Origin of the sequence: Clostridium akagii DSM 12554 (assembly GCF_000686725.1) — a bacterium.
GTDB lineage: Bacteria > Bacillota > Clostridia > Clostridiales > Clostridiaceae > Clostridium_I > Clostridium_I akagii.
Window position 1 is genome coordinate 1 of record NZ_JMLK01000044.1, and the last position, 12,679, is coordinate 12,679.

General features: G+C 32.6%; 11 protein-coding genes and 4 pseudogenes. 1 reads left to right on the top strand and 14 read right to left on the bottom strand.

The annotated features are described in order from the left end of the window. The 5 genes and pseudogenes from BR66_RS25305 to BR66_RS0115245 all read right to left on the bottom strand — a co-directional run. Positions 1-119 (bottom strand): annotated as a pseudogene (locus BR66_RS25305) (sporulation peptidase YabG); the annotation flags it as partial. A 442-nt stretch (positions 120-561) separates the two neighbouring features. Continuing rightward, a pseudogene (locus BR66_RS25310) lies at positions 562-717 on the bottom strand (manganese catalase family protein); the annotation flags it as partial. Positions 718-909: 192 nt separating this feature from the next. After that, entirely contained in the window at positions 910-1,959 is a 1,050-nt protein-coding gene (locus BR66_RS0115235) for an alpha/beta hydrolase (RefSeq protein WP_026883670.1), read from the bottom strand. Positions 1,960-2,443: 484 nt separating this feature from the next. Next, positions 2,444-3,298 carry a formylglycine-generating enzyme family protein gene (locus tag BR66_RS0115240; protein WP_026883671.1) on the bottom strand — a complete coding sequence of 285 codons (855 nt, stop codon included), beginning with the start codon at positions 3,296-3,298 and terminating at the stop codon, positions 2,444-2,446. Between the two features lie 418 nt (positions 3,299-3,716). Then, positions 3,717-4,358, bottom strand: coding sequence for a glycoside hydrolase family 11 protein (locus BR66_RS0115245; RefSeq protein ID WP_026883672.1), 642 nt, complete (start codon positions 4,356-4,358; stop codon positions 3,717-3,719). 208 nt (positions 4,359-4,566) lie between these two features. On the opposite strand from BR66_RS0115245, the pseudogene BR66_RS26860 reads away from it, so the two are divergent. Further along, positions 4,567-4,809 (top strand): annotated as a pseudogene (locus tag BR66_RS26860) (IS701 family transposase); the annotation flags it as partial. Between the two features lie 589 nt (positions 4,810-5,398). Here BR66_RS26860 and BR66_RS24920 read toward each other — a convergent pair. The 9 genes and pseudogenes from BR66_RS24920 to BR66_RS24050 all read right to left on the bottom strand — a co-directional run. Next, a complete protein-coding gene (locus BR66_RS24920; protein ID WP_026883673.1) occupies positions 5,399-5,593 on the bottom strand; it encodes a hypothetical protein in 195 nt (64 codons plus the stop codon). 678 nt (positions 5,594-6,271) lie between these two features. Further along, a pseudogene (locus BR66_RS26480) lies at positions 6,272-6,361 on the bottom strand (IS200/IS605 family transposase); the annotation flags it as partial. 156 nt (positions 6,362-6,517) lie between these two features. Beyond that, complete coding sequence (locus BR66_RS0115260; protein WP_051624266.1) at positions 6,518-7,330, bottom strand: metal ABC transporter permease; 813 nt, start codon at positions 7,328-7,330, stop codon at positions 6,518-6,520. Further along, positions 7,323-8,222 carry a metal ABC transporter permease gene (locus tag BR66_RS0115265; protein ID WP_026883675.1) on the bottom strand — a complete coding sequence of 300 codons (900 nt, stop codon included), beginning with the start codon at positions 8,220-8,222 and terminating at the stop codon, positions 7,323-7,325. The genes BR66_RS0115260 and BR66_RS0115265 overlap by 8 nt, the downstream gene beginning before the upstream one ends. Then, positions 8,219-9,067 carry a metal ABC transporter ATP-binding protein gene (locus BR66_RS0115270; protein WP_026883676.1) on the bottom strand — a complete coding sequence of 283 codons (849 nt, stop codon included), beginning with the start codon at positions 9,065-9,067 and terminating at the stop codon, positions 8,219-8,221. Before BR66_RS0115270 ends, BR66_RS0115265 begins: the two co-directional genes overlap by 4 nt. After that, on the bottom strand, positions 9,064-10,014 hold the full coding sequence (locus BR66_RS0115275; RefSeq protein WP_207641264.1) for a metal ABC transporter solute-binding protein, Zn/Mn family: 951 nt from the start codon (positions 10,012-10,014) through the stop codon (positions 9,064-9,066). The genes BR66_RS0115270 and BR66_RS0115275 overlap by 4 nt, the downstream gene beginning before the upstream one ends. A 170-nt stretch (positions 10,015-10,184) precedes the next feature. Next, on the bottom strand, positions 10,185-10,961 hold the full coding sequence (locus BR66_RS0115280) for a TIGR03943 family putative permease subunit (protein WP_026883678.1): 777 nt from the start codon (positions 10,959-10,961) through the stop codon (positions 10,185-10,187). A 74-nt stretch (positions 10,962-11,035) separates the two neighbouring features. Beyond that, positions 11,036-12,190: a permease gene (locus BR66_RS0115285; protein ID WP_026883679.1), complete on the bottom strand. Its 1,155-nt coding sequence runs from the start codon at positions 12,188-12,190 to the stop codon at positions 11,036-11,038. A gap of 291 nt (positions 12,191-12,481) precedes the next feature. Beyond that, the coding region (locus tag BR66_RS24050; RefSeq protein ID WP_035796416.1) for a sporulation peptidase YabG at positions 12,482-12,679 on the bottom strand (198 nt) is incomplete at its 5' end.

Genomic DNA, 12,679 nt, shown 5'->3' on the forward strand with positions numbered 1-12,679 from the left:
ATGTTAACAACTTCTCCAATGTTCGTATATGCCACCTTTTGGCATACAAAAACCGGATCAAGGCAATGTATTAGTACTCGTTCAGGTGAACTTGCAAAATTCGCTCCAGCAGACTGAACCAAAGTACGCCAATTAGGAGAATATTTACAAGCAAGGTTTTTTACCTATATAAAGAACTGTATAAAGGATTACCAGAGACAACTATTGCTGAAAAATCATCAAATTAAGATATACCCATAACTTAAGACAAGAAGATCTTGCAGATTTATTAAGTATGCATTGTAGCACAATAGAAGGCTTAGAAGTTTATAACATCATGCCCAAACCAATAAGCATAGATAAATTATGTAAATTATTAAAGTATACCTTATAATTATTTTCATGAATATTATAAGGTATGCTTTAATATTCCCTGTAAAAAAATCAAAACTTGGAAGACTAAAAACAAATTAACTTATGGGCAATTATCCGAATTATTAGGTATTACCCATTCCTGTGTAGGAAGATTACTTCATAATAAAATAAATCTTTCATATAATGTGTATTAAGAGCTCTTAAATATTACCTACGTGGATTTGAAAAACTTGGTTCAGTAGGATTAGGCTCATCAAAATACTTACCTGGTGTTGACAAATCGAAATATAATTTAGAATCCTCCGTTACACCAAAATCTTTATTTGATCCTGTATCTTTAACTTTATTTAAAGCTTCTCTAAAAGGACCGCATATTGTGGGTTAGCTTTTTCAACTTTTACTTGTATATTATTTAGCAATTGCTTTTCATGTTTAAACAAATTAAACACCTCCATAATATTGAATACAGACTTATTGTTTACTTTGTCGCTATATTTATTCTTACTATCTTTATTTCTCTAATTACATACATAAGTTTATTTACTGTTTTATGTATTAAATATGCTTTCTATTAAATTGAACTTTTAAATATTTTGAAATTTCAATTAAAGCCTTATCTGCTTTATTAGTAATCTTATCCATTGAGATAAATCCATGTGTAACACCTTTATACCTGGTAGAAATTACATTCACACCTGATTCCTTTAATTTATTACCGTAAGCTTCACCTTCATCCCTTAATGGATCAAATTCAGCTGTTATGATGAGTGTATCTGGTAAATCTTTGAAATTTTTAGATAACAAAGGGGATGCATAACCACTTTGTCTTTCCTCTAAACTTGGAGTGTATAGGGATATAAATTTTTCAGAGTTCTCCCTTGTAATATTATAATCCATACCAAAGTATGACCAAGATTTAGTATTAAGTTGATAAATATTTGTTGACGGATATATTAGTACCTCAGAGATTATGGGTGGACCACCTTTATCACGTGCCATTTGTGAAACTACAGCAGAAAGATTGGCACCAGCACTGTCACCTACAACACATATTCTGCTAGAGTCCCCATTAATACTCTTAGCATATTTATAAACCCATTTGAGCACATTATATACGTCATTAAGGCCAGCGGGGAAGGGATTTTCTGGGGCAAGACGATAATTTACTGATATGACTATAGCCTTTGAATTTTTTGAAAGCTTCCTACAAACATTGTAATAGTCATCCATACTACCACTTATCCAACTACCACCATGTGAATAAATTATGATAGGTAATTCATTGCTATTACCATCAGGCGTGTATATTCTCACTGGCACTTGATTTGAAGCTGTTTTTATATCCATATTTTTTATATTGGAAAAGGGTATAGGATTAGAATTCCATATTGTTGCTGACTTATGTAATGTTGTACGTATCTCATATATTGATTTTCCTTTAAGTGAAATAGGATAAAAATGTTCTTCTATTTTTGTCATTACACAGAATAATGTATCAAGCTTACCATATTTTGTTATAGTAAGATTTTTAATTAAAAGAAAACAGTATATTGTAACAATAAAGACAACAGCAGAAAAAATCCACCATATTTTTTTCTTTTTCATTCAATATCTCCGCCTTTAAACTAATTTGCTTATCTTCAATCAATCTTATATTTGTTTTTATCTTATACAGCATTTTATATCATTGCTATGTATCTATTAATGGTCTTTATATTTAATAACGACTTTATTATATTATCCTATTTCAATTTTGTTTATACTGACCATGAAGATATATTAAAATACAAGGTTAGGAGGTTCATAACGTCATGCCAAAGCCTCTAAGCATAGACAAAATATGTAACTTATTCAATCTGCCTTATATTTATTTTCATGAATATTATAAGATATATTTTAATAATCCCGGTTAGAAAATCAAAACCTGGAGGATTAAAAATAAATTAACTTATGGGCAATTATCCATATTATTAGGTATTACCCATTCAAGTGCTACAAAATTACTTAATAATAAAATAAACCTTTCATATAAACAGAATTCCCCATCAGTAGATTTTTTTCGATTATGTTTGGTATGTATTGTTCCCGTTTACTCACCGCGACACACACGAAAACCTTGATCAGGGCCCCTACCATTCGCCTCGTACTTGCCACGGAAAGACGACTCGCAGCATGAGACGTCGCCAATCCAACCGCCGCCCTTACAAACCCTGACAGAGCCGCTAGTACTATCCATGTCTCCGTACCAGTTCCAGCACCATTCCCTTACATTACCGGACATATCGTAAAGGCCTAACTCGTTGGGTTGCTTGACACCGATAGATTTTGTTTTATTATTGTTGTTTTCTATGATAGGCCAATTCCAGACTCCTGATAAGTATTTATCTCCGGCGTTTCTCCAATACCACGCTACTTCATCTGCATTATTGCTTCCGCTGTATATGTAACTCTTACTCATCTGGCCTCCACCTGCAGCATATTCCCACTCCGCTTCTGTCGGCAATCGGTAACCATTAGCTCCTGAATTGATCGTTACCGTCCATTTTATATCATCGTTATCATTTTTATTATTCGGGTCTTTCTTATTCTTGTCTATGTTGTAATACGGTTTTAAGTCCTCTTTTAGACTCCTTTTATTACAGTACTCAACACAGTCATACCAGCGTACCATTTCTACCGGAAAATTGTCGTCTTTGAATTCTGAGGGATTACTTCCCATTACTTCGATCCACTCTTTTTGAGTTACCTCATATTTGCCGATATAAAAGTTCGATATCGTTACACCTTTTCCATAGTAATTGGACTTTGTGTTCTTAAAAGTACCGCCTTTGACTAATACAGAAGTACCGCCTTTGCCTAATGCAAAGGTATTAGGCTTTTCTTGCGAACAAGCACTGACAACAACCATTATTAACATTAAAAGTAAAATTAATAGTTTTCTCATTGATATATCTCCTTTAAACTGATATGAAAGGTTATAGGCCTTGATGGCCTATAATTAACCTCCGGCAACGTGGAAGGTCGTTCGTGTTGCGAAAAAAGGCCCGCACCGCATCCAGACTGACAGATCAACCTGGAAGGAAACAAATATAGGTCTATCTCCAATTCTTACATATGGGTTTACTCCATAGTATATTGGGTTATACAATATTCAGATAAGCTCAAAACCCGAGAAGGAGGTCCCGCCCCCGACCCTTCACTCCTCTGAAAGATAATATTCAAGTAATATGTAGGTAAGTATGGTTTTTTGAATATATAAGACCGCCAGCTATGAGACCGGCTGCCCTTAGAAATGATTAAAAGACTTTCTCAATAATTCCGGAAACAGTCAGTCACCCGTCAGTTTCCGGTTTGTAGGTGATCTATTGCCACACCGTTACATCAGCACTTCCACTACTTTGATATCCCTCTGTCGCTAATATCTGGTAAGCCCAACTACTCCCCATATTCATTCCATCACTCCTCCATGCGTTAACGTGGTTGCTAATAGTAATAGCGTTGTTGGTACCGATTGATCTCTTAGATTGTCGGACACTCCAGAACTGGGTGAAAGTTGCAGTGCCGTCAATTGAAGGTGCGTTAGTTCGCGTAGCCGTATATATGTCATATTTCCCACCATCACTGGTCACAGTGCCCTTATACGTTCCAGTAGGTCTATAAGTACCCCAGTTATCAACAATGTAGTATTCTATGAGTGAGTTTCTTGTCCACCCATAGAGAGACAAATACCCATTGCCGGATGGCGAAAAGACACCGGCATTATAGTTTACTACCCTAGTTGATGATCCGGAATTCCAGCCTTTACCGACAACAAAATTCCCACAGTTTGACCAATTAACACTGTAATTGCCGCCAGATCCATTGGTAGCATTTACTTTTCCGCCACCATCGGTCCAATTTTGCCAGTAGTCTGTCGCTGCATTTGCTGTTACTGTAAACAGGCTGGTAAAGCACATTGAAAATGCAATAAATAACATCAAGATTTTCTTATTTAACTTAGACATAATTTACCTCCTAAAATATTTTTATTTGTAACTACTTACTTACTTACTTACTTACCTACATACTACTTGAATATTACCTTTTATAAATACTCTCTTTTATTTTTTGTCAGTTGTTTCTTTTTTCAGTACATAACTTATCCTGTGTAATATTCCGTGAACTTCTGACTGCCACCTCCTTGAGAAGAAATTTTCTTTCAAATATATAAATATGCTAGAACTACCAATTCTTTAGGCTTTGAGTAAACGTATGAGTAACTTTGTTTCAGACATTATTGATACCGAAGGGAATAAAACTGTTTCTGCAATTTATTATAAGCTTACTTGTAACCAGGATAGGAGCTGTGGTTCAAGGTTCTTGTGAGAATACAAGTGGAATAACGAGTACGTGGACTATAAGATTGAATGCCTTGACTATCATCATTCCCACGGCTATGGTAAAACCATGTGGTCGATACCGTACATATAATATGTACGTTCTTTTTATTTGATATGGGGTAATGGTAGCATTAGTGTCATCCACTAGCCATAGGGCATGATACTGGCTACACATATAAACGATTGCAGCCAACGAAAAAGGATACTATAACATAGCCATCAAAAAACATTACTGTGTCCCCACTAAAAATAATGTAACTTTACTATATTTTAATTAAGAGTATCCCCAATCGCTGATGCAATAACCCCTCGTAAAATATCTATTGTTAATTTAATTTCCAAGACAATTGTCCACTGTTACTAATCGCTTTACAGGTAATAAATGTTATATTTTTAGCTCCATCTTTTATTCCAAATCCATCAGAATTTTCTCCTCAGGTTGCTATATCATTATTATAATTTGAAATACAACCATGTAATGTAATATTTGAAACATTATTCTTCACTTCAATTCCAGCAAGTTAAGCATGAGTTACTGTAAAATTTTTTATAGTTTTGTTAGTACAAGATTATACACTTATTCCCTGTCTCTTAGGATAACTAATAGTTATACCTGTAATATTAGCTATAGTATTGCTTGGACACCCAGACGCATCAACTATAACTCAACTACTAACAATTATTGTTATTTCTCTTGAAAGTGTATAATTTCCAGCTGGTATAGTACCTCCAGCTATTAATTTGGCGGAAATATCTGAACTCGCACTAGATGAACCTGCAGTTTTAGAGGATACTAGTACAGCAATTAGCGACATTGATAACGCCAGCATAGAAATAATTGACAATACTTTTTTGTTCATGATTTAATACCCCTTGGTTATATGAGAACTTCTACATAACCATAATAAAGCAAAGCTATTTGCAACATTTCATGATTTTATGTGTTTCTGTATATCTCATATAATAGCATAATATCATAATTTTGTAAATAATAATATTTTATGATTATTATTATCATAACTTCAAAATTATACTATTTTTGCAGTCTTTATCATATAGCGGGTACAGCCATAGCCATCAAGCTAATATATACATAATATTAAAATTAGTGTTATACATTATTAATTTTAATAAATGGAGATGGAGGTGGTTTAAATGCTAAAAAGAAACATAGACGCAATCGAAAAAATGAGACAAGTAATCAGAGAAGGACCATCAAATTGATAAATAATTCGTTAGATTTAAAATTAATGTATCTTGATGTAACCGACAATTGTAATTTAAAATGCCGTTATTGTTATGATGAAAATTCGAGAATTAATAGTTAAAAGAAAAAAATATCCTTAGACTGCTATAAACAATTAGCTGATGATTCAAAATTGTTAGGATTAGAATATGTAGCTATAACTGGTGGAGAACCTCTTATAAATAAGAATTGGTTTGATATATCTAAAATATTTTATGATATTGCAGATTAGAATCGTATAAGCGAGGAAAGAGTTTCTGCGGTGGTTTACACTTATGTGAAGAATATTATAAATAAACTCTTTGATACTTATTTGATTCCTTGTTATATCTTCTTGTAATTGATTTTTTATATACTCTTGTATTGCCTTTTTATTTCTTCCACTGTATCCACATTATTAGGTATTACCAATTCGTGTGTCGGAAGATTACTTAATAATAAAATAAACTTTCCGTATAATATGTATGTAGAATTCAAAAGATTGGGTGCTTTTTATGCCAAAGCTTCACGCCATTTTGTATAATTAATATATGTTTTGTTATTTTCTTCTAGATCTTCGATAAGCTATAACCCTTGTACACGTATAAAAAAATACCCCTATAATTGATACTAAGAAACCTATTGGTAAGCCATAGAAATAAGCTAAAATTAATGAAGTCCATACAGTAATGAGTGAAAACATTAGAGATAATAAAATTACTTTCATTGGATTACTTGTTATATAAATACTTGCTGCCATAGGCACAATAAGTAAACTAAAACATAGTAATGCCCCTACTATTGGTACAGTAATTGCAGTGACCAAGGCGAGTACAACCATAAAACACATTTCTACAAGTCTAACTGATATTCCTCGTGATTCTGCTATTTCTTTAGAAATAGATAAAAGAAGTAATGGTCTATACAAAACAATTATTGCTAATAGGCAAATTAATCCTAAAGTAGCTGTATCTATAACTTGTTCTACGCTAATTCCTACAATTTGACCAAATAGAAGTGCATAAGCTCCAGCTGCATACTTGTCACTCAAACCTAAAAATAGTGCACCCATTCCTAGTGTTGCAACTAAAATAAGTGCTGTTACAACATCATTACGTTCTTCGCTACTTAGATATCCAATCAATAAAGCACCTATAATTGAAAACATAGATAATCCATATATAGGATTAATATTAATTAGCACTGCTCCAGCACCACCAGCAAATCCAATTTGAGGTAGTGCATGTGCTGCAAAAGAGGCTTTTCGAAGAACAACAAAGTAACCAATAAAGCTGCAAAGAATAGCTACTATAGTTCCGCTAATCCATGCATGAACCATAAAAGTATCTGTGAATACTCCTAAATTAATCATTATTGAGCACCCCTTCAGTTTTTATGATTCCAGAATTATAAAGTTTATGCTTCAATCTGGCTAAAAGATAAAATAATAAAATGAGAGTTGAAACAAAAAAGCTTACTGTCCACCCACGTCCTGTAGGCGGCCATAAAAAACTATCATATGCAAGAATAATTCCTAGCCACATAGCTATGATTCCAATACCAGCTGACAAAACAATAGCAGAACTCATTTTACGTGTAATTTGCATAGCTGCAGCTGCAGGTCCAATTAATAAAGCAGTACTTAAAAGAGCCCCTGTAATCAATGATCCTTCCTCTACTACAAAAGATAATAAAATTACAAATATAATATTAATAAATCTAACTGAAATGCCTCTAGTCTTTGCTATCTCTGGTTCAATTGAACATAATAGCAAAGGACGATATATTATACATATAATAATTGCTGTAGCAATTGTTAGCATAGCTACAATTAAAACCGTATTACGATCAACAACAAAAATAGAACCAAATAGAATTAGCATAGATGCATTTGATTTACCAGTAAAATGTGTATCGAGGTATAGAAATAAAGACTCAATACCCAATGCAACCGATAAAACAATTCCTGTTGATAAATTTCTTTCTTTTGATTCGTTTCCTAATGTTTCCATTCCAATAGCTGCAAGTACACCAAAGCTTAGAAACCCCCATAAAGTGTTGATTCCAATTAAAAATGCTATAGCAGCACCAGCACCACCAAAATCAGATATAGCGTGACCAGCAAATGTTTGACCTCTAATAATTACAAATACACCGATTACTCCAGATATTGCGGCAACAACAACACTAAGTATCAATGCATTTATAACCTCTGAATTTTGGAAAAAACCTGGTGCAAAGAAAATTTCACTCAGTTGTTTCATATATTTACCTCCGATTCTACGCAATAATTATTATTAGAATCGCCATTTAACCCTGAATTATTTCCACCTACAACCATAATTCTTCCATTTACATGTAATACTTTAACTGGATAACCATACAAATTACTTAGTACATCATTGTGAAAAACATCGTCCACTTTACCTATAGCTGACTTTCCTTCTGCTAAGTATAATACCCTATCCATAACACCTAAAAGAGGATTCATGTCATGTGCAACCAAAATTATTGTTACACCTTTTTCCCTACCAATTTCAGAAATTAATTTTGTTACTTCATAAGCACTTTTAATGTCAAGATTTGATAAGGGTTCATCTAATAGCAAAATTTTGGGATTTGTAAGTAATGCCTGAGCAATAAGTAGCCTTTGCTGTTCACCACCTGATAGTTTACCAATAGGCGAATCAGCATATCCCGTGGCATCAACTGCTTCCAATATTTCATCTACACGTTTTTTTCGCTTTTTACTTGGAAGGGGAATCCCAAAGTGATGTCCATCTAATCCAAGTGCAACTAAATCGCGTCCTCTTAGAGGAATGTTTGGTTCTAAAAATACTTTTTGTGGTACATAACCTATTTGCCGATTTCCTTTTTTAGCTGATTCTCCAAAAAATCTCACATTACCCTGTGTTGGGGATAATAGCCCCAATATTATCTTAAGTAATGTTGATTTTCCTGCTCCATTTGAGCCTATAAGTCCAACAAATTCTCCAGGGTAAAATTCAACATTAACATTTTTAAGAACAGATTTTTCATAAAAATTCACACATATATTGTCCAGTGTTAAAATAGGTGAATTTTCTTTTGCCTTTTGGACGTATGTCATGACATTTTCTCCGTTGAAACTCCATCCTTTAAAGCTTTCAATATATTTTTGGTTTCATCTTCCATCCATTTTTGATATGTATAGTTAGGCGGCATTGTTTCATATACACCTACAATAGGTATATTGTTACTTTTAGCAAGCTTCAATAAATTAGTAGTTATATCATCTATTACTTGCTCATTATACACAAATACTTTAACCTTTTTTTCATTAAAAAGTTCGTCTTGAATTTTAACATTTTGTGGTGAAGGATCAGTACCATTCATAACTGAAGCTTGAAATCCCCAGGGAGTTTCTACGTTTAAATTTGCAGCTTCAAGCAAATAGTTTGCCACTGGTTCAGTGACTGCCACTCCATTTTTGCTATATGATTTCTGAACTTCATTCAAATCATCTTTCCATGCTTTTAGTGAATTATCAAATTTTATTAATCTGTCGGCAAAATATTTTTTATTAGCTGGCGATTGGTTTTCTAAATTTTTAGTAATGAGTTTTGCGACTTTTTCCATAGTATCTGGTTTGTACCAAAGATGTGGATTTCGAGTATTATCAGAATATCCTAGAGACTTGGCAACATTTATTATGGTTCTATTTGAATTTTTAGAACTGGATTCAAGTTTATCCATGAAGTCATCATATCCAAGACCATTTTGAACAATTAATGTTGCATTACTTATCTTAGTTTCATCTTGAGTATTTGCTTCATATGAATGGGGATCAGTACTGGGATTACTCATAATAGCTGTTACTGATACATATTTTCCTCCTATTTGTTTTATGACGTCAGCATATTCATTTTCTGCCCCTACTACTTCAATCACTTTTCCTGCCGATAATGTACTTGAAGAGGACTGCGTACCACATCCTATTAATGATATTGAAATTAAAGTAGATAGTGTAATAACCATTAAGCTTTTCCAGTTATTAATTAATTTGAATTGTTTCATTTAATCACTCCTATAAAAAAATGTAAATGCAAACTACTTGCATTTACATCGATTTTATAATATATTTTTCTATTTGTCAAGAATTTCATTACATATTTTACCATAGTACATTACAATCATGGATAGGGTGGCTAAATCCCTGAGATATTTAATTTGCAAATCCTGTGAATTCAAGCTGGCCCCAGTGATCTACCTGATCCCTTCATATATATATAAGGATTACTTGGTTTAGCTATAGGATTAACACTTGTAACTTTAATTACTGGTATCGTTTTGTTAACGGGGTCATCCTTATCAAAGTTAGGGATAACATCAATAATTCCAGTTACCTCCACCCATTGATCATTTTGCAGTGTTGAATTATTCATTTGAAACACAATCCCTGTTAACTCTGCATCTGCCGCGCAGCATATTATAATTAACCTTCCAACTACAAAAGTGTCCTTTGGAAATGTTTCATCTTTATATATAAAACCTCCAATAGTTATCTTTTTCCACTTGTATTTATTTGTATTATATTTTATATTATTTACAATGTCATAATAATTTTTTTCAGTAAGTTTTATTAAATTTCCTTGAGATGCACTAGTAACACTTTCTTCTGACTTTGACGCAGTGGTAGTAACAGCATAACTGTCAGTAGAATATCCTTTTTGAGAAATTATAATGCCATTAAGTCCCTGAGGGTTTACTATGTAGACTAACAGCAATGGCAGTAAAAATATTGTTGATGCTCTTTTTACGTGACTACCTTCAACCTTGAATATCTTTTTTACCTGCAATAGAGATAATATTATAAGAATAAAAAGTGAAAAATCCATATAAATAGTCATTCTTGGATGAATAAATAGGTATAGTTTTTTTGTAGAAATAAGATAAAATATGTAATAAGTAAATCCTACAAGTATCAAAAACCACTTTAGTTCCTTTACATTTATTCTAATCATATACACCACCTCCGCAAATCAAATTTAAATTTATCTAGTACGTATTCAATTGTAATTACTAATTTTGAAATTTCCTATAATTGAACCCCTATGAAGTTTACAACTATCCCTATGGTGAAACATACCATAAATATCAATGATATTAATTTAATAATAAATTTAGCTTTAAAAGTTTGGCTAAGCATAAGAGTATTTTTTATATCTATCATTGGTCCAAATATAAGAAATGCAATAATAGATCCATTGGTAAACTGACCTACGAAAGTTCTTGCAATAAAGGCATCTGTTTCTGAACAAACGGAAAGTAAAAAAGCTAGAGCTATCATTACCAAAATAGAAGTTACTCTGTTATGACCTATGGTAAGCATATATTTTCTTGGCAGGACTACCTGCATTACAGATGAAAGAAACGCTCCTGCTATGACAAACTTTCCAACATCTTTCAGCTCTGCACTTGTATGTTCAAGTATTTCTACAATAGTTCCTGTAATCGTAGCATTTTTTTCATGATGATGATCATGTCCACAAGAACAATGGTCATCATCATGGTGGTGATGTTCTTCAGTAAGATGTGAATGAGAATATATATGTGATTGTAATTTATTATTAGATTGATTTAGAGTATATATCCATTGTCCAGCAACTTTTCTTACTGTTTTAGTTCTAGTTCTAGTTTTAGCATCTTCTTCCGTTTTAAATTTACTGACTATAAATCCAATTGTCATTGCACTAATAGCGCCAATTCCACCTCTCATTAAAACCATATGAGGACTATTGAGAAACGCATAATAAGTAGAAACTAGTACTACAGGATTTATTATTGGAACAGAAAGCATAAAGGTAACCCCTATATATAGTGGCATTCCCTTTTTTAAAAGCCTTCTAACTATTGGAATTATGGCACAGTCACATACTGGAAACACAATTCCAACAATACCTGCGATAAAGATTCCCACTATTTTATTTTTAGGAATTATCCTAGCTATAGTTTCTTCAGATATAAACTCTTGAATTAAAGAAGATATAAATACCCCAATTATTATGAAAGGTATTGCTTCCAAAATTATGCTTAAAAATATAGTAGTAAAGCTTTGGAGCATTGAATTTTTAAACATTAAAGTAACTTGGCTTTTAAGCGAAACTAGAATTATTAATAGCAAAAGTAACATAGGTAGCAATATTATTACTATAGCAGGACTAGTCCCTCTACTTTCTTTTGTTTGTAACAAATTTTCTCACCTCATTTTATATTTCTAGTTACTAGGAAATAATTACTCAGTGATATATTGTCGTAATTATTGGCTCTGCCATTATAAGTGATTGCAATTTCTGAGATAATTCTTTTACTAGTTTTTCTGTATATTATATTATGTCTATTAATTAATAAGGTAAGATATTACTTTTAGATTGTATTTTGAGAACCATTGTATAATTTAAAATTTATCGGATTCAGTACAACTTATTTGTATAAGGTATTAAATAAAATAAATCTCATGGCAAATAAAGCCATGAGACTCAGTTTATCTAACGAATATAGACTTTGGATATCCTTCTCTGCACTTACCTCGTGTTTGAACCCCTCCAACCCCTTTTACACCCGTTATCGTATTTTTTACAACATCTTGTATGTTAACAACTTCTCCAATGTTCGTATATGCCACCTTTTGGCATACAAAAACCGGATCAAGGCAATGTATTAGTACTCGTTCAGGTGAACT

Coding starts and splice junctions, on each gene's coding strand:
- BR66_RS0115235 (WP_026883670.1), bottom strand. CDS start 1,959: ATGAAAAAGAAAAAAATATGGTGGATTTTTTCTGCTGTTGTCTTTATT.
- BR66_RS0115260 (WP_051624266.1), bottom strand. CDS start 7,330: ATGATTAATTTAGGAGTATTCACAGATACTTTTATGGTTCATGCATGG.
- BR66_RS0115280 (WP_026883678.1), bottom strand. CDS start 10,961: ATGATTAGAATAAATGTAAAGGAACTAAAGTGGTTTTTGATACTTGTA.
- BR66_RS0115270 (WP_026883676.1), bottom strand. CDS start 9,067: ATGACATACGTCCAAAAGGCAAAAGAAAATTCACCTATTTTAACACTG.
- BR66_RS24920 (WP_026883673.1), bottom strand. CDS start 5,593: ATGAACAAAAAAGTATTGTCAATTATTTCTATGCTGGCGTTATCAATG.
- BR66_RS0115245 (WP_026883672.1), bottom strand. CDS start 4,358: ATGTCTAAGTTAAATAAGAAAATCTTGATGTTATTTATTGCATTTTCA.
- BR66_RS0115240 (WP_026883671.1), bottom strand. CDS start 3,298: ATGAGAAAACTATTAATTTTACTTTTAATGTTAATAATGGTTGTTGTC.
- BR66_RS0115275 (WP_207641264.1), bottom strand. CDS start 10,014: ATGAAACAATTCAAATTAATTAATAACTGGAAAAGCTTAATGGTTATT.
- BR66_RS0115265 (WP_026883675.1), bottom strand. CDS start 8,222: ATGAAACAACTGAGTGAAATTTTCTTTGCACCAGGTTTTTTCCAAAAT.